The sequence below is a fragment of the Thiobacillus thiophilus genome (genome assembly GCF_055378705.1).
In genome coordinates, this window is the sequence record NZ_AP042404.1 from 1130832 (window position 1) to 1148734 (window position 17903).

The 17903-nt window shown below is 62.8% G+C and carries 15 protein-coding genes; 3 read left to right on the plus strand and 12 right to left on the minus strand.

The genetic code is table 11. The features are described 5' to 3' along the window. Positions 1 to 224 precede the first annotated feature (224 nt). The gene (locus ACZ41T_RS05495; protein WP_464923470.1) at positions 225 to 3944 is read left to right on the plus strand and encodes a DUF1631 family protein; all 3720 of its coding nucleotides are present in this window, start codon (positions 225 to 227) and stop codon (positions 3942 to 3944) included. Positions 3945 to 4004: 60 nt separating this feature from the next. Here ACZ41T_RS05495 and ACZ41T_RS05500 read toward each other — a convergent pair whose 3' ends face one another. The 10 genes from ACZ41T_RS05500 to ACZ41T_RS05545 all read right to left on the minus strand — a co-directional run bounded on the left by ACZ41T_RS05500 (position 4005) and on the right by ACZ41T_RS05545 (position 14409). Further along, entirely contained in the window at positions 4005 to 4337 is a 333-nt protein-coding gene (locus tag ACZ41T_RS05500) for a nucleotidyltransferase domain-containing protein (RefSeq protein WP_464923471.1), read from the minus strand. An 11-nt stretch (positions 4338 to 4348) separates the two neighbouring features. Beyond that, positions 4349 to 4762 carry a nucleotidyltransferase substrate binding protein gene (locus ACZ41T_RS05505; protein ID WP_464923472.1) on the minus strand — a complete coding sequence of 138 codons (414 nt, stop codon included), beginning with the start codon at positions 4760 to 4762 and terminating at the stop codon, positions 4349 to 4351. After that, positions 4759 to 5868 (minus strand): acyltransferase family protein, encoded by a 1110-nt coding sequence (locus ACZ41T_RS05510; protein WP_464923473.1) that lies wholly within the window; start codon positions 5866 to 5868, stop codon positions 4759 to 4761. The genes ACZ41T_RS05505 and ACZ41T_RS05510 overlap by 4 nt, the downstream gene beginning before the upstream one ends. A 44-nt stretch (positions 5869 to 5912) precedes the next feature. After that, complete coding sequence (locus ACZ41T_RS05515; RefSeq protein ID WP_464923474.1) at positions 5913 to 6233, minus strand: DUF2442 domain-containing protein; 321 nt, start codon at positions 6231 to 6233, stop codon at positions 5913 to 5915. Positions 6234 to 6266: 33 nt separating this feature from the next. Continuing rightward, a complete protein-coding gene (locus tag ACZ41T_RS05520) occupies positions 6267 to 6452 on the minus strand; it encodes a DUF4160 domain-containing protein (RefSeq protein ID WP_464923475.1) in 186 nt (61 codons plus the stop codon). Between the two features lie 22 nt (positions 6453 to 6474). Next, positions 6475 to 7947 carry a metalloprotease TldD gene (gene tldD / locus ACZ41T_RS05525; RefSeq protein ID WP_464923476.1) on the minus strand — a complete coding sequence of 491 codons (1473 nt, stop codon included), beginning with the start codon at positions 7945 to 7947 and terminating at the stop codon, positions 6475 to 6477. 276 nt (positions 7948 to 8223) lie between these two features. Further along, positions 8224 to 9168, minus strand: coding sequence for a carbon-nitrogen hydrolase family protein (locus ACZ41T_RS05530; protein WP_464923477.1), 945 nt, complete (start codon positions 9166 to 9168; stop codon positions 8224 to 8226). Positions 9169 to 9184: 16 nt separating this feature from the next. Continuing rightward, entirely contained in the window at positions 9185 to 13012 is a 3828-nt protein-coding gene (locus tag ACZ41T_RS05535) for a YhdP family protein (protein WP_464923478.1), read from the minus strand. Positions 13013 to 13100: 88 nt separating this feature from the next. After that, positions 13101 to 13514, minus strand: coding sequence for an RNA-binding S4 domain-containing protein (locus ACZ41T_RS05540; RefSeq protein ID WP_464923479.1), 414 nt, complete (start codon positions 13512 to 13514; stop codon positions 13101 to 13103). Beyond that, positions 13504 to 14409, minus strand: a complete 906-nt coding sequence (locus ACZ41T_RS05545; RefSeq protein ID WP_464923480.1) for a LysR substrate-binding domain-containing protein — start codon at positions 14407 to 14409, stop codon at positions 13504 to 13506. Before ACZ41T_RS05545 ends, ACZ41T_RS05540 begins: the two co-directional genes overlap by 11 nt. Before the next feature lie 78 nt (positions 14410 to 14487). On the opposite strand from ACZ41T_RS05545, the gene ACZ41T_RS05550 reads away from it, so the two are divergent. Both ACZ41T_RS05550 and ACZ41T_RS05555 read left to right on the plus strand, forming a co-directional pair. After that, a complete protein-coding gene (locus ACZ41T_RS05550) occupies positions 14488 to 14643 on the plus strand; it encodes a hypothetical protein (protein WP_464923481.1) in 156 nt (51 codons plus the stop codon). An 80-nt stretch (positions 14644 to 14723) separates the two neighbouring features. Beyond that, positions 14724 to 15293, plus strand: a complete 570-nt coding sequence (locus tag ACZ41T_RS05555; RefSeq protein ID WP_464923482.1) for an NADPH-dependent FMN reductase — start codon at positions 14724 to 14726, stop codon at positions 15291 to 15293. Between the two features lie 75 nt (positions 15294 to 15368). Here ACZ41T_RS05555 and ACZ41T_RS05560 read toward each other — a convergent pair whose 3' ends face one another. Then, positions 15369 to 15758 carry a translational machinery protein gene (locus ACZ41T_RS05560; RefSeq protein WP_464923483.1) on the minus strand — a complete coding sequence of 130 codons (390 nt, stop codon included), beginning with the start codon at positions 15756 to 15758 and terminating at the stop codon, positions 15369 to 15371. Positions 15759 to 15874: 116 nt separating this feature from the next. Beyond that, on the minus strand, positions 15875 to 17842 hold the full coding sequence (acs, locus tag ACZ41T_RS05565; RefSeq protein ID WP_464923484.1) for an acetate--CoA ligase: 1968 nt from the start codon (positions 17840 to 17842) through the stop codon (positions 15875 to 15877). Positions 17843 to 17903 lie beyond the last annotated feature (61 nt).

The window sequence follows — 17903 nt, forward strand, 5'->3', positions numbered from 1 at the left end:
CGCCAGCGGGCTGGCGGTTTCGTTAAGGCGTTGCTGCTCGTCTCAGCGCCTCCCGACCGCCTGCGGCGTGGGCGTGGGATAAAAGCGGCTAGAAAAAAACATTTCGGCACGAATCATGCATATCAGTCTACCAAAAACGGGGGGATCACGCCAAGTGCTTTTAAGTGGGGCCATGCATAGGCGCCGCAGCTGCGATGGTTACTGTATAAGCAAGGAAAATGAAGATGAATAGTGTGGAAATGATGGCTAAGACGGCAAAAAATCAGCACACCGATCGGGAAATGCGGCGCGGCAAGCGCTTTGAGATCTCTCAAAGTGCCGTTATCGCGCAACCCGGACATAGTGAAATCATCTGCGAAATACGCGATTTCTGCTTGGGCGGCCTGTTTCTCAAATTTACCGATCCGGAAGCGGCGATCGCCTCGCTGGCCAATCGCCCGAACGCTGCTGTGGAAATCCTGTTCACCGCAGACCTGATCGAAATCGCCCAGACCTTTCGCGTGCCGGCGACGCTCAGGCGCATAAGCCAGCTCGGTGTCGGTGTCGCGTTTGACCGTCATCCCGCCGATGCGCTACGGGCGCTGCAGAAGCTGCGCATGGCCAGCCACCGCCATAAGCTTGCCGATCTCCCCGCCTCCGAGGCGTCCCTGCAACTGCGCGAAGTCAGTTCAACCCTCCTGAACGAAACCCTGCTGCTTGTGCATGACCAGACGATGCACCTGCTGGACGACAAGCTCAGCGCTGCAGCGGTGCAGGCCTCCGGCATTGCCGAACACAGCGGACTGATGAGCGCTGCACTCGAATTTAGCAAGCGCGCGGCGAGCATCCAAACCCGCTTTGTGCAACAAGTGCTGGATATGGTGAAGCAGGTGTGTCCGGTACAGACCCACGCCGCCCGCGACTCCGTGGACGGCAAACTGACCCTGATCGAGGAGCAGGATTTCGAGGACTGGCTCGCCACCGCAACCGAAGTGCACAAACTGGACGAGATGTACCGCGCGCAGCTTTTTTACATCGAGCCGCGCATCGGACAATTGTTCGATTTTGACTGCGACCACAGCAATAACCCCTTCGGCCCTGCCGTGATCGGACATGCCTACCGCAGCGCGCTGCAGGACGTGCCGGTATCGGCACGTACGCGCCAGGTGGCCTACGCTACGCTACGCGACGTGCTGTCCGATCAGCTCGCCCCGCTGTATGCCGAACTGCTGGCGCTGTTGCCTGTTTCACAGATTGAGGCCGAACGCAAGGAAACCAGCGCAAAGAAGCTGATGCAGCGTGCTGCACTTACGCAGAATGAAGCCCCTGCGCCCACCGTCGCCACATCCGCCCAAACTGCCGCCTCCGAAGCTGCGGCGCAGCCAAATGCACTTAACAAGCTGACCGGCTCGCTGCTGGATTTTTTCCATGGTCTGCCGGAAGCGATATCGGCTTCATCGAGCATGGCAGGCGCCGTTTCCACCCTGGGTACAGCGGTTGGTGCCGCTGGTCAGAATATGATGGCAGGTACGCCCGGCGTGGCGCACCCGCCGGTGCTGCAGCGCCTGGCCGCCGCCGGTGCGTTGCCCCCCGCCGTCACCCAGGAAATGCAGCGCTCGGTCGACATGTTCGGCGTGCTGTTCGACACCATGCACGCCGAGAAATCGGTCAGCGAGGGGATGCGGCCGTTTTTCCAGCAGCTCGAAACCAGCCTCATCAAGCTGGCGATGTCCGATCCGCAGTTCCTGAGCTCGCCCGCCCACCCGGCGCACAAGGTGCTGAACACGCTCGACCGCATCAGCATGGTGGCGGGCGACGACGGCAAGATCACCGATCAACGCCTGTTGCGGCTGATGAGCCGCTGGACCGACCGCATCAACGCCGAAGCAGACAAGAATCCGGGCGTGTTCGAAGAGGCGAGCACCCAGCTCGAACGCGTGGTCAAGCCGCTGCTGAACGAGCGTGCCGCACGCGTGTCCCGCCTGCAGGAAATGTGTGAAGGCCGCCAGAGCGCGGAAGTCGCCAAGCAGCGCATCCTGCGCGAACTGCTGGTGCGGCTGGACGAGCGCGCGGTGCCCAACGCCATGATCGAACTCCTGAACGGCGGCTGGCGCAATGTGCTGCTGATGGCCGAGCTGCGCCATGGCGCCGACAGCGACGAAGCGCGCGAGGCCTGGCAGGTGCTGCAACAGCTCTGCGCCTGGCTCGATCCAAAGTTGGCGCATCCCCCGTGCGCCACCGACCTCCAGACCCTGCTGCAGCGCATCGACCAGGCACTCACCCAGGTATGCGCCGACAAGTTCACGCAAGACCGCATCGTCGACCAGCTCGCCGCGGCGCTGTTCGACGCGGACAAGTCACAGCATCAGCACACCCCGGTCGCCGCCCGTCTCAAGGACGCCGCCAGCGAACCACTGGGCGAGGTGCAGGACAATCTGGCAGAGCGTCTGCGCGTCGGCGACTGGCTGCAGTTCAAATCGCTCGACACCCCGCTCAACCTGATCTGGATCGGCGACCAGCCGCACGTGTACGTATTCGCCAATTATCGCGGCATCAAGAAGCTCGACCTCAAGCGCGCCGACCTGCTGCAATCGCTGGAAGGCGGCGAGGCGCAATGGACCGAGGATCTGGAGTTGCCGCTGATGGACCGTTCCTACAGCGCGATGATCCAGAAAATGCAGCGCGACCTGCTGTGGCAGGCCTCGCACGACGCCGCCACCGGGCTTGCCAACCGCAAGAGTTTTTTCCGCACCATCCGCCGCACCTGGCTGCGCAGCCAGGTGGCGGACGGCGGTTACGCCATCGGCGTAATCCAGCTCGATATCGGCAATCCCGCAGGCGAGGCGCCGGGAGTCGAAATCCGCACCCCCATCCTGCGTGAGTTTGCCCAGTTGCTGCCCGCACGGCTGCCGTCCAACGCGCTGCTGGCGCACTCGGGCGAATCCGGCCTTGCGTTCTGGACCGAAGCGAGCGACAGCACCGCCGCCCGGACGCAGGCCGATGCCCTGCTGCAAGCCATCGCCGATCACCCGCAGGAAATCAACGGCACCCGCTACCATGTGCAGGCAGCGGTCGGCCTGATGTGGGCAAGCGACTGCCTCAGTCCGGAAACCTATTACGACAACGCCAACGCCGCCTGCGCCCGCGCGCGCGAATCCGGCACGCCCGTCGTGTCTTACCACAGCGAAGTCGACGACAGCGGCGTGCTGGCGCTGGCGGAATGGGCGCACGAACTGACCGCCATTCTCGCCAACAACCTGCTCAGCCTGAATTGTCAGCCAGTGGCCGCCGCGGCCGACGCCACGCACGCCCCGCTGTATTACGAGGTGCTGCTGCACCCGACCGCCCACGGCGAACGCACCATCGCCACCCGTGACCTGATCGCGGTGGCCGAGCGCCTGCAACGCATCGCCGAAATCGATCGCTGGGTGGTCCGCCGCGTCCTGGAGTGGATGCGCGATCACGCCGATCACGTCGCCCGGTCCGGCGGCTTCTCGATCAACCTGTCGGGGCAGTCGATTACCAATCCACTGTTCCTGAAGTTTCTGCTGGGCGAACTGGCACGCGGCGATATCCCCGGCGACAAGCTCATATTCGAAATCAGCGAAGCCGATGCCGTCGAAGGCCACGCCCAGACACAGTTGTTCATGCGCCAACTGCAGCGCCATGGCTGCCGCTTCACCCTCGACGATTTCGGCATCGGCAGCAGTTCCTACACCAGCCTGAAGAGCATGAAGCTGGATTACCTGAAAATCGACCGCGCCTTGGTGCGTGAGCTTTCCACCAGCATGATCGACGAAGCGCTGGTGCGATCGATTCTGGAGACGGGGAGTTTCCTCGGGATCAAGACGGTGGCGGGGTTTGTCGAGGATGCCGAGACGCTGATAAAGCTGGGGGAGATGGGGGTGGATTGCGTGCAGGGGTATTTGATTGGGGAGCCACGGCCACTGGAAAGTTTGGCGTGAAGCTCTAAAGGGGCGTCAATGGTGCACGGCCACCGTTTCAGAAAGACGATAGCACCTTCCTCAGTTTGAGAACGCGCAGTCTGTTCCCCGTCTTTTTTCATAGAACACCACGCCCACCCGGTGAACGTGCTCAACAAGGGTCGTGCTGTCCAAGGCGTGGAACAGCGACAGGTCAATTTTGTAGGGCAGTAGCAGGTCATCCAGCTCGTTTTCGATTTTCAGAAGCTGTGTCAGCGTGAGGGTTTCGCCCACCAGACACAGATCGATATCGGAGCCTTCGCGGTAATTCCCCTTGGCGCGGGAGCCATAGAGAATCGCCTGTTCGATTTCAGGGTGTGCCGCCATAATGCCGTTGATTTTGGCGATCGTATCCGGTTTCAGGCCGTATGGCATGGCGTGCAGAACTATGCCTTGTATGCGTTCATCTTCTGCAGAAAGTGCCGGAAGAGCGGGTAATAACGCTCGACGATGTGCCCGGCGATTTCGTCCGCGACTTTCTGCTGATAGGTGTGCGACGTCTGGTTGCGGCTTTTGATCATTTCCATCCAGCCCTCGCCGTCCTCGATCAGACCTTTCTGAAATGCCTCGCGTGCCGCATCGCGCGAACCGGTGATACCGGGATTGCCCTGGTAGGCGAAGTAATCCCTCATCACATTCCAGGCCAGTTCGTGAGTGAATTCAAACGCCTGGATCAGCCCCTGTTTTTCAAGCTCGGAGAGCGGGCGCTGCCGGCTCGTGGCGACTGCGCTACCGAGTTGTTCCAGCGCCTTGGCATAGTTGGCGAGGCGTTGTTGCCAGCGAATGTCGAGTTCACTCATGAGTATCGTGTCTGACCCTGTTTACTGTTCTGTTTATTTCTGTTTATTTTCGGGTTTTTCCAACGGGCTGATAAGCTCAAAGCGGGTCTTTCCAGGAGATGCCAGGAAAGGATCGCAAAAGACAGCGTTACCAGGAAAGCGGTCGCGATCATACCAGCCAATGAAACTCCTGGAATCAGTGTCGCAACCATTTGCTGAACCGGAAAAGCATAAATATAAAATCCGTAGGAATAGTCGCCGATATTGTTATACAGCCTTATATTTCCACCCGGCACATAGGCCAGATACAGAATGACGTAAGGAAGCAGCAGGTGATAGGAAAGAAAGAATGCCGGCTTGAAAAAAACACCTATCGCCAGCAGCCCAAGCGCCACCCTGAACAAAAACCCTGACAAGACTATGTGGTCACGAAGCAGATAATACAGAACCCCGGAAAAGAACATGAAATAAAATCGGCTGGCAGCTTCATCAAGTCCGGAATAATGGTTAAACATATGTGTGGCAATGGCTGCTACAGCGATCAGCACCAGCGACACACCGACTTTTTTCTCTCCAGAGTTCTGCTTCAGCAAAATCAGCGCCACCCAGGTCAAAAGAAGGATCGCATACATCCTGACCTCGTAATACATTGTCCAAAGGCTGCCGTTAACGCCTCCCTTTATGACGTTATTCTCGAACAGGCCTGGCAAGGAAAACGAGATCCCGAACCACAGCGTTGTGTTCTTTATCAGGTACTCATAAACGAGTGGATTGCCCAGGTATTCAGACCATGAAAACGTAGTGAACCACAAACCCAATACAAAAACCGTCAACAAGTTCACCATGGCCAACGCTGGATAAATCCTGAGCAGCCTGGCAAAAAGAAAGTGGATCGCGTTTTTTCTGGACAAGAGACTTCCTGTTACAAGAAATCCGCTGGTGATGAAAAATGCGTCAACGGCCATGCCGCCGAAGCTTTTCCCAGTCAAATACCGCATTGGCTCGCCGCTGGGGTCTATTCCAACAACCGCATAACTGTGCGTTACCAGAACCGCAACTGCAGCAGCGAAGCGGATAAGATTGAAATTGTTATCCCGCCCCCCAACGCAATCAGCCAGTATTTTCATTTGGAACTTGTTTTAACGATTACAAACGTGGATTCGGGGCTTGACTAAAAATGGACAATCCACAATTTATTTTCCCTGATCTGCTCATACATCCAGGCCGGGTCGATATCCGCCCCATTGGGCCAGGCTACAACGCCCAAATCGAGACGCGCCTGATCGAAACAAGCCTTGTCCTTGAGTGCTTCGAAGATCCCGCATTCCTTGGCGGTCAGGACGGATGAAAAATCCGCGATGCCTTTTGTGTCGTCCATAAACGTGACTGCCAAACGATAATCCGGCAGCACGGACAGGGCTTTCACCCGCCAGGGCGCGGCTGGGATTACTCCAGCGGCTTGATCCGCTTCGGGTGTTGTTTGGATTGACATAGATTCCAGTCCTCCATCAATTCCTCACGATGTTCAATGGCCCATTCTATCTATCGTCAGATTGAGCGCCCGCCTGGGCAGGCTGCCGCCGATCACCTCAAGGGTACGAATATCGATCAAGGCTTCGTGTTCCGCATACATTGCATGAAAATGCGGCGGTGCATGTTCTCTCCAGAACATTTGAATGACGATGCCAAAAAACTGGCTGATTGCAGGCATTGCCCACCTCGTCATCTGGACTTCAAGCCGTCCCGCCCACCGTCAAGCCATCGATCCGCAGCGTCGGCTGCCCGACGCCGACCGGCACGCTTTGCCCTTCTTTCCCGCACGTTCCCACGCCCGAATCCATCTCCATGTCGTTGCCGATCATGGAGACGCGCGTCAGCACTTCGGGGCCGTTGCCGATGAGGGTGGCGCCTTTCACCGGGTAGGTGATCTTGCCGTCTTCGATCATGTAGGCCTCGGCGGCGGAGAAGACGAATTTGCCGCTGGTGATGTCGACCTGGCCGCCGCCGAAGTTGACGGCGTAGAGGCCATTCTTCACCGAGGCGATGATCTCTGCCGGGTTTTTGTCGCCGTTCAGCATGAGAGTGTTGGTCATGCGCGGCATGGTCAGATGCGCGAACGATTCGCGGCGGGCGTTGCCGGTGATGGGCATGCCCATCAGGCGGGCATTCATCATGTCCTGCATGTAGCCGGTGAGGATGCCGTCTTCGATGAGCACGGTGCGCTGGGTGGGGTTGCCTTCGTCGTCGACGTTGAGCGAGCCGCGTCTGAGCGGGATGGTGCCGTCGTCGATGACGGTGACACCGGGGGCGGCGACGCGTTCGCCGATGCGGCCGGCAAATGCCGAGCTGCCCTTGCGGTTGAAGTCGCCTTCGAGGCCGTGGCCGATGGCTTCGTGCAGCAGGATGCCGGGCCAGCCAGCGCCGAGCACGACGGTCATGCTGCCGGCGGGGGCGGGACGGGCGTCGAGGTTGACCATGGCCTGGTGCACGGCCTGACGCGCGTATTTTTCCAGGATGTCGTCGGTGAAATAGCTGTAGTCGAAGCGGCCGCCGCCGCCGCCGGAACCCTGCTCGCGGCGGCCGTCCTGCTCGGCGATGACCTGCAGCGACAGCCGCACCAGCGGACGCACGTCGGCAGCCAGATGGCCGTCGGAGCGCGCGATGAAGATCACTTCGTATTCGGAGGCGAGGCTCGCCATCACCTGGATGACGCGCGGGTCCATGGCGCGGGCCTTTTTTTCCAGCCGTTCCAGCAGCGTGACCTTGTCGGCGTCGGCCAGCGAGACCAGTGGATCGACCGCGTTGTACAACTGGCGGCCTTCGCCGCGCTGCACCACGCCGAAGCTGCGATTCTGCCCGGCGCGGGCGATGGCGCGGGTGGCGTCGGCGGCGGCGCCCAGCGCGTCGAGACTGATGTCGTCGGAATAGGCGAAGGCGGTCTTCTCGCCCGAGATCGCGCGCACGCCGACGCCCTGATCGATGTTGAAGCTGCCGGATTTGACCTGGCCTTCTTCCAGGCTCCAGCCTTCGGAACGCGAATACTGGAAGTACAGGTCGGCATAGTCGACATCATGCGTCAACAGACGGCTGAATACCGGCGCGAGCTTGTCGGCGTCGAGCCCGTTCGGCGTCAGCAGCGTGGCCTCGGCGGAATGAAAAAGCTGTTCGGCGGTTTGAATGGGAACGAAGGCGTCGGTGGGGTTCATGATGCGTCCTAGGGCGTGTTAATACTGATTTCGCGTCCGCGTTGCCGCGAGAAAGCGATGGATGCAAGGCGCGGCGCGCAGGCAAGGGCCATCCCTTGCCAAGCGGCGCAACGCCGCAGACGCGCTTTCTCGCGGCAACCCGGAGGGACGGGGCCGATTCGGGCGCATCCCTTTGTCGCGAACCGCTTGCAGTGAACGGCACTGCGGCGCGTCTCGCTTCGCGGCCTGCATCCCGAATCGGCTTCGTCGCGGGCGTGAAATTAGTATTAGCACGCCCTACTTGGTGAGCTCGCGCTTGGCGACCGTACGGCGCTCGATCACGTCGACTTCGATTTGCTGGCACTGGATGAAGCGGTGCTTGAGTGCGGGCAGGCTCTTCCTGAGGCTGGCCTGGTAGGCCGGGTTGATGTTGGCGATGACGACGCCGGAGCCGCGCGGCAGGCGGTCGAGCACCACGCCCCAGGGGTCGACGATCATGCTGTCGCCGTGGGTTTCGCGGCCCGACAAGTGGTAGCCGCCCTGCGCCGGAGCAATCACATAGGCCAGATTCTCGATCGCGCGTGCGCGGATCAGGGTTTCGAAATGCGCGCGCCCGGTGGTGGCGGTGAACGCCGACGGCACCACGATGATGTCGACGTCGGGCATGGCGCGATACAGTTCGGGGAAGCGCAGGTCGTAGCAGACCGACAGGCCGATGCGGCCGAACGGACTGTTGACGACGACGGCCTTGTCGCCCGGCTCGATCAGTTTGGCTTCCTGATAGTGCTCGTTGCCGAGGTCGAGACCGAACAAGTGGATCTTGTCATAACGCGCCACCTGCTTGCCGCGCTCGTCATAAACCAGGCAGCTGTTGCGCACCTTGTTCGCCACGCTGGCTTCCAGCGGCACCGAGCCGCCAACCAGCCAGATTTTGTGTTTCTTCGCCATGCGCGACAGAAATGTCTGGATCGGGCCGTGGCCTTCGGCCTCGCGCGCCTTCACCACATAGGTATCCTTCATCGCCATGATGCAGAAGAACTCCGGCAGCACAACCAGATGAGCCCCTGCGTCGACCGCCAGCTCGATGAGCTGCTCGGCTTCGGCCAGGTTGGCCGGCACGCTGGGGCCGGACGCCATCTGGATCGCCGCCACACGCACGGTACCGGCCTGGGGCGCGGATTTCTTGACCTGGGCGCCTTTGGGGCGCGCCACGCTGGGTCTTGCTGGTTTTTTCGTCGTCATGTAACAGATTCCACGATCAAGGTTCAGAGGTTCCAGTTTTGGCCCGAGCCAACTTTTTCACATCGGGTTCCTGCCACGCCCCGGTCACCACGTATTCCTGGCTGGCGGCTTCCCCAAACGGATCGCGCAGCAGTTTTTGCGCGGCCAGCGCACCCACCCCGGCCAATGGCCCGCCGATCAGGGCGCCCGCCACTGCCAGGCTGTCCGACAATCTGGGGATCACTTTCACCCGCAGCTGCACCGATTCCTGGTTGAGGTCGGCCAGTCCGGACATATTGACCTTGGCAGCCGGCCCGCGCATCCTGAAATCATCGCTGTAGACCACGCCGCGCGCGATGCGCAGGGTGGCACCGATATCGTCGAAGGCATAGCCTTGATTGAAGATATCACGGAAATCGAAGCTTAGCCGGCGTGGCAGCGATTGCAGACTCAGCACGCCGAGCAGTTTGCCGGCGCCGGGGTCGATCTTGAGAAACTGCCCCCCCCCGGCTTTAAAGTCGAGCTGCCCTGCCAGCGTGTCGAACGCGAAATCGGCGGGCGAACCGGTCCAGCTGGCATTGCCATGGATGTCCACGCTGCCGCGCCGCAGCATATCGGCATAACCGAAGCGGTCCAGAAACTTGCCGGCGTCCAGCACTTTCAGATTCAGTTCGGCATGGGTTTCGCTCGGCGCGCCGGCGCGCCACAGGCCGCTCATGCTGAACACGCTGTCCGGGTGCGTGAGCCGCAGGCTGTCGATCACCAGCCCCTGCGGCGCGCCGTGCGCCACCACCTCCAGCCGCCCGAGCGACCGTTCCTCCAGGCGGAAGTCTTCCACCGTCATATCCAGCGTCGGAAAATCCGCGGCCGTCATGTTCAGGCCCTCCGCCTGGCCGGTTGCGGGCGCCGCGGCCGGAATGGTCAGCTGCCTGAACTGCACCGATACGCGGGCGGGCTGCTCTTTAAAGGACTCCGATCCACTACGGGCCGAAGCCTCTGTGGAATCGTATGCGCCGGCTGGACGATAGGTCAGCACGCCGTCCAGTTCGCGCCCGCTCACCTGCATACGCAACAGGCCGTTGCGGGCGTGCCCCTGCAGGCGCACCGCCTGATAGCGCCGCCCCATCAGATCGAGCGCATCGAAGCGGATATTGATGGCCGAAAGCGGCAAGGTCTGCTTGCCGTTGCCCTCGGGCAGCGCCGCCGCCCAGCCCGAAATGTCCAGGCCGCGCCCGCTGCCGGCCAGGCGCAGGCCGGGCTCGGCTGGCATTTGCGCGTCTCCTCCAAAGCGAATTTCACCGCGGCCAAAGCCGCCGGCCGTGGTGCTGCGCCATACGGCGCTGACGATTTGGTCCAGCCGCACTTCATTCAGCAGACCGTCGCCCTGCGGCTGGCGGACCAGCCGCAACGGCAGCGGCTGCGCGGCGGCCTTGGCCAATGGCGCGGGCAGGCTGGACGCCAGTCCGACGAGGTCGGATTCGATCTGGACACGCTCGCCCACGGGCTCCAGATCGATCCGGCCGCGCCATGCGGCCTGCCCCGACAAGTGCTGGCCCCATTCCGCGCCGAGCCAGGGCGACATGCCCGCAGCGGTGGCGCGCCCCTGCGCCAGAATCTGCACCAGGCCATCGCGGGTGGCCGTGTCGATGCGCAGCGGGCCGCCGAGAAACTGCGCACCGATGTTTCTCGCATTCAGGCTGTCATCGGTAAAATCGATATCGCCGCGCACCTGGTCGAGCTGCGGCAGTCCTGCCGGACGCAGGGTATCGCCCAGAAACGATAGCCGGCCGACCAGCGTGGTGTCGTGGCTGTGGTGCAGCGGAATAATCAGCTTCAGGGCTAGTTTCATCGGGCCGCTGCTGTCCACGTCGCGGGTGAACCCGCGCAGCTTGTCGCCAACCGGGCTGAAGTTGGCAAAGCGGATGAAATCCTGGATGGGTCCGGTGGCCTCGCCGTCGATATGCAACTGCTCCTCGTGATGGATCAGATCCGGAATAACGGCCCTCACCGGCGCCAGCGCCACCCCGTAGATTCGCGCCTGGCTGGAGGTCACCTCCATCGTCTTGCCCTCGAACAGCACGCGCCCCTGGATGTCGTCGATCCGCGGCCAGCCCGGCACATAGTCGATCACCGCATCTCTGGCCTGCACATCGACGCGGAACACGCCGTTGCCCTGCTCGAACGGGAACTGCGCCAGGTCGCCTTTGAGATCCAGCTGCACGTTGTCGGAGTGCCCGGCCACGACGGCCCGCCTCACCCAGTCGACCGTTTGATCGCCGATATTTTTCGGAAAGTAGCGGTATACCGCGGTGCCCTCGGCGCGGTTCAGATGCGCGCTCAGGTCGATCACGCCGGGCTGGCCGGCGATCAGCTCGTAGTGGCCTTTGGCCGTCCCGGCCATGTCCCGATTGGCGAATACCATTTCGCCCAGGGTCAGGCGGCGGCCGCGTGGCGTTTGCTTCCAGCTGCCGCGCGCATGCACGCTGTCGAATACGAACGACGGTTCACGGAACAGGTCGGGCAGGCTGAGGCTCAGCTGTTTCGAGTCTATTTCGAACACGCCCGCAGCCGCGTCCCCCGCGATGTGCCCGCTGAGATTGGACAGCCCGGGCTGGTTGCCGGCCGCCGTCACGCCGAAGCCGCTGAAGCGGGTCGCAATACTGAAGTTGTCCAGCCCGGGCTGCGCGCCGCGCCAGTGCAACCGCAAACCCTCGAGTCGCCCTTGCGGTTGCAGGGCCTGCAGGCGCGCACGCAGCGCCGCCTCCATCGGCAGGCTCGGCAATACCGATTGCCAGCCGCTCAGGCTGAGCGCCTGTGCCGTGAACTCACGCGACGTGCCGCTCCAGGTCAGGCCCGCGTTGAACGGTGCACCCAGGGCGGCGCCCGGCCGCGCCACGCGCAGGTTTTCAAGCGCCACGCGCTGACCGTCCGGGTCCCGCTGCCACACGGCCCGGCCTTGCACCGCGTCCAGCTTCAGCGCGGGCAGGCCGTCCCCCAGGGATGTTTCGATCGCGCGCAGGTCCAGTTCCGCGGCCACCCCGTCCAGCGCGCCGCGCACCACCTCGAATTTCAGCTTCAGCGCGCCCTGGCCTTGCCGGGGTTGATACGGCAGGGTCAACCAGGCACCCAGATGCGGAAACGACAGATCTGCCATGCTGGCGTCGAGGGTACCGTTCCAGGTCTTGAGGTCGTTCGCATCGCGTGCGCTCAGTTTCGCGTCGACCGTCAGCGGCCGGGCCAGACTGGCCGGCGGGACAGCATGCAGTTGCAGGCGGTGGGTGCGGCGCGCATTGGTCAGGGTGAAATCGACCGCGGTGAAAATCAGCGGCGGCGCGTTGCGCACCTCGTCCAGCCAGGTGAGCGTGGCGTGGCCGATGTGCACCCGCCCCTGCCGCAGCAGCCAGCTGGAAAAACCACTGTCGGGATCGGCCGGGTTGATGGGAATGCCGCCGACGTAGAAACGGCCATCGCTCGCGCGCCGCACCCCGAGTGTCAGCCGCTGTAACTCGATGCGGTTGAAGCGCGGCTCCAAAACCAGCAGCGAACGCCAGGCAAAAGCGGCCTCCAGTTCGGGCAGGTAAAGTGCCGGGCGGCCCTGTGGGTCGTACAGGCGCACACCCTGCAGGCGGAATTCGGGGCGCGCCTGCAGCCACACCCCCGACACCGCCTCCAGTGTCACCCGCTGGCCCAGCGCCCGCGACATCAGCCTCTCCACCGTGTCGCGGTGATCGGCGATATTCGGCAACACCCAGAAAAACACCAGCGCCGCTGCGGTCGCAAAGCCCAGTGCGGCCAGCGCAGCCAGGGCGGCCAGCCAGCGCGATGTGTGGCGCAGGAACACGGAAAGCGATGAAAAAACAGTCATAAAAGGGGGCTCGCGGATGCCACGATTCTATGCGCTTGTCCACGCCTTGCGGAGGATCCGGCAGGAAGTCCAACTACAGTTTCTAGAATCATTCGTCAGTGAAGCGGTGAATCAGGCGCCGGTCGCGCTTGGTGGGGCGTCCCTTGATCGCTGCCGCCGGGCTGGCGACCAGCTTGCGCTCGCTCGCCTGCTGCTGGCGCCGCACGTGACTGGCGGGGTCTTCTTCGTACAGCGCTTGCGCGACCGGCGCCGGGCCGCGCTGCATCGACAGCGCGCGTACCGTGACGGTCCAGTCGGCGTCGCCGATATGAAGATCCAGCCGGTCGCCCGGCCCGATCTCGCGCGCCGGCTTGACGCGCTCGCCGGCGAGCTTTGCGCAGCCCTGCTCGATGGCCTGGCTGGCAAGGCTGCGCGTCTTGAAAAAGCGTGCCGCCCACAGCCACTTGTCGAGCCGCATTTTTCCGCCCCGGCCTGTGTCGGGCATGGCTTTGTCAGTCGGCATCGAGCACCTCCGCCAGCACACCGGGCTGCGACAGCGCCCGCGTCCACCATTCGAGCGCCCGCCCCGCTTCGCCGCTGCGCCAGGCCAGGTGCAGGGTCTCATGCGGGTTGCCGCCGGCCCACTCGCACGCTGCCAGCCGCCCGGCGGCCACCTCGCGGTCGGCCAGCCAGCGCGGCAGCGCGCCCACCCCCAGCCCGGCCTGCTGGGCGGCGAGCTTACTCGGCAAATCGGCCACCGTCAGGCATGGCTGTTGCTGCAGCCAGCCCGCACTGCGCAACGGCAGGTTGCGCGCCGTGTCGGCGATCGCCACCGCACGATACGCCGCGATATCGGCCTGGTCGAGCGGCTTGTTGACGCGCGCCAGCGGATGCTGCGGCGCCACGCAGAACACGAATTCGATGCGGCCCAGCGCGCGACTGCGGAGACCGCCGCCGGCAGGCGTGTCACCGCCGGCGATCACCAGGTCGGCGCGACCGGCGGCGAGCGCGTCCCAACCGCCCGCCAGCACTTCGTGGCGCAACTTGACCTCGGTGGCCTGGCCCAGCCGATAAAACGCGTCGAGCAGCGGCAGCAGCGGCGCAATCGGCACAACGCCCTCGACCGCGACCGTAAAATCCGTCTCCCAGCCGCCCGCAACCTGCCGGATCTTGTGCGTCAGCGCGCTGGCCGCGGCCAGCAGGGCACGGCCGTCCTCCAGCAATACGCGGCCGGCCGGGGTAAAGCGTGCACGGTGGCCGGAGCGGTCGAACAGCAGCACGTCGAGGCCGGCCTCCATCTGCTGCACCGCGTAGGTCAGGCTCGACGGTGCGCGCGCCAGCTCTTCGGCGGCCCGTGCAAACGAACCCTTGCGTTCGATGGCATCAAGAATGATCAGTGCTTCCAGGGTGAGCGGCATGTTCGAAAAAATTGAACGAATAAGTCGAATTGTGCCGGCTTTACCCAACAGAAGCCACGTTTATATTGAATTCAACGCTTGAACATTAAAGCCGAAGGAGGTTTCCGTGCTTACCGTGCGCAAATCGTCCGGACGCGGACGCGCCTCCAACTGGATGCGGTGGCGAGCGGTCGGGTCGAGGTACGGGGATTGCCGCTGGACGCCAGCGAAGTCATCGGCTTCGACCTTCCCTGATCGTTCCTGAAACCGGTCGGCCTTCCGTCCCCATGACGGAAGACCGATACAATCACCCCTTTCCAACGCAAGGACACGCCATGCCCAAGATTCTCGCCTTTTCCGGCAGCATTCGCCGCGACGCCTGGAACCGCAGGCTGATCCAGGCGTCCGTGGACGCCACCCGGGCCGCGGGCGGCAACGTCACCCTGATCGATCTGGCGGACTATCCGCTACCGCTCTACAACGGCGACCTCGAAGACAAGGACGGCCTGCCCGACAATGCGCTGCGCCTGAAAGCGCTGTTCAAGAGCCACGACGCCTTCCTGATCGCCAGCCCGGAATACAACAGCTCGATTCCGCCGCTCCTTAAAAATACGATCGACTGGGTGTCGCGCGAATGGCAGGGCGAATCGGGGCTGGTGCCGTACCAGAACAAGGTGGCGGCCATCATGGCCGCCTCGCCGGGCCAGTTCGGCGGCATGCGCATGCTGCCGCACCTGCGGCAGATCCTCAACACGCTCGGTGTGCTGGTGCTGTCCGGCCAGTTCTCGCTGCCCGGCGCCGACAAGGCATTCGACGAAGAAAACGGTGCGTTGAAATCGCCGACGCGGCTGCATGACCTGGTGCTGGAACTGGTGAACACCGCCGCCGCCCTGAAGCGGGCATAAAAAAGCGCCGGGGAACCGGCGCTCAGGCTGCTGACAATACAAGAAGCAATGCCCCTTGAGAAGGGCATCATGCAATCATTGCGACAGCATCCTGTCCTTGGCCACGAAATACTTGCGGGCAAACGCGACCAGTTGGGCGTCGCTCGGATGATCCACGGTTTCCACCCCGATCACTTTATCGGAGACGCCTTGATCGTGGGAATGGATATGCTTGATCAGCCCGAGCTTGGCCTGACCAGGCCCCACAATCAGGATTTCCGCGGCGCCGGCGAGGGCTTCCACGACCTCGTGATAGTAATTCTGGTCTTCGGGCTGGCGACTGCCGCTGACCGAGCCCCGCTTGCGGTGGAGATTGCGATGCGGCGTGGCCGGGCTCACCACTGATTTTTCAACGTCATCCGGACTGATGTGCATGACGTTGGCTTCGTTGTGGTCGAGCCAGACGACGGCATGGTAATGAGACATGATTTTCTTTCGTGGTTGATGGTTGAATGGCTACCGATTCCAGCTAATGGCATGCGTGGCACGCGCGGGAAGACAAAGGCATGGATTGAACCACTTTTCCCCTCCCCTCACGCCGTTTATTTCACTGCTTCCTTCAGCTGCTCCAGAATCGCCGGGTTTTCCAGGGTGGAGATGTCCTGGGTGATTTCCTCGCCCTTGGCGATCGCGCGCAGCAGGCGGCGCATGATCTTGCCGGAACGGGTCTTGGGCAGGTTGTCGCCGAAGCGGATTTCGTCCGGCTTGGCGATCGGGCCGATTTCCTTGCTCACCCACTCGCGCAACTCGATGGCAATCTTGCGGGCGTCCTCACCAACGGGGCGCGCGCCTTTCAACACTACGTAGGCCACCACCGCCTCGCCCTTGATGTCGTGCGGGCGCCCCACCACGGCGGCTTCGGCCACGCGCGGGCTGGACACCAGCGCGGATTCGATTTCCATGGTGCCCAAACGATGCCCGGACACGTTCAGCACGTCGTCGATGCGGCCCATGATCCAGAAATAGCCGTCGCTGTCGCGGTGTGCCGAGTCGCCGGCGAGATAGGTCTTGCCACCGAGCTCTTCCGGGAAATAGGTTTTTTTGAAGCGCTCCGGATCGCCCCACAGGGTACGCAGTTGCGACGGGAAAGGACGTTGGATCACCAGATAGCCGCCGTGACCCTTTTCCACCGGACCACCGTGTTCGTCGGTGATTGCCGCCATGATGCCGGGTAGCGGCAGGGTGCACGAACCGGGCTTGGTCGGCACCGCGCCGGGCAGCGGAGCGATCATGTGAGCGCCGGTTTCGGTCTGCCACCAGGTGTCGACGACCGGGCAGCGGCCGCCGCCGATGACCTGGTGATACCACATCCAGGCCTCAGGGTTGATCGGCTCGCCCACCGAGCCGAGCAGACGCAGCGAAGACAGGTCGAACTTGGCCGGCTCATGGGAGCCGAGCTTGATCAGGCTGCGGATGGCGGTCGGCGCCGTGTAGAAGGTGGTGACCTTGTGCTTGGCGACGGTTTCCCAGAAACGCCCCGCATGTGGATAGGTGGGGATGCCCTCGAAAATGACTTCGGTCATGCCGAGCGCCAGCGGGCCGTAGGTGACGAAGGTGTGGCCGGTCACCCAGCCGACGTCGGCGGTGCACCAGTAGACGTCGCTATCCGGCTTGGCGTCGAACACCCACTCCATGGAGAGGATGGCGCCGAGTAGATAGCCGCCGGTGGAATGCTGCACGCCCTTGGGCTTGCCGGTCGAGCCTGAAGTGAAGAGGATGAACAGTGGATGCTCGGCGGAGACCCACACCGGCTCGCAGGTGTCGGCCTGGGTCTGCACCAGCTCGTGCCACCACAGGTCGCGCGCGCGCCAGTTGACCGTGCCGCCGGAGCGACGATACACGATCACGCGTTCGACACACGAGGTGTCGCCCATCGCCAGCGCCTCGTCGACCGCGCGCTTCAGCGGCACCGCCTTGCCGCCACGCATCGATTCGTCGGCGGTGATGACCAGCTTGGCCTTGGCATCCTCGATGCGCTCGAACAGGCTTTTGGCGGAAAATCCGCCGAACACCACCGAGTGGATGGCGCCGATGCGCACGCAGGCCTGCATCGCCACCACCGCCTCGATGCTCATCGGCATGTAGACGATCACGCGGTCGCCCTTTTCCACGCCGAGCGACTGCAGGCCGTTGGCGAACTGGCAGACGCGCGCGTGCAATTCCTTGTAGGTGACTTTCGTCACCGCGCCGTCGTCGGCCTCGAAAATCAGCGCGGTCTTGTCGCCGCGGGTCGCCAGATGGCGGTCCAGGCAGTTGTAGGAAACGTTGAGTTCACCGTCTTCGAACCATTTGTAGAACGGCGCCTTCGACTCGTCCAGGGTGCGGGTGAACGGCTTTTTCCAGTCGATCGTCCGGCGCGCCTGCTCCGCCCAGAAGCCCTCGTAGTCGGTTTCGGCCTGACGGCACAGGGCTTGATACGCTTCCATACCGGACACGTTGGCCTGCTTGACGAAGGCGTCCGCAGGCGGGAACACGCGGGTTTCGCTCAGAATCGATTCGATAGAAGCCATACGGTCTCTCCACTGATAAAGTGTTTGATAACCGCACAATTCTAATTCAACGCGCCTAATT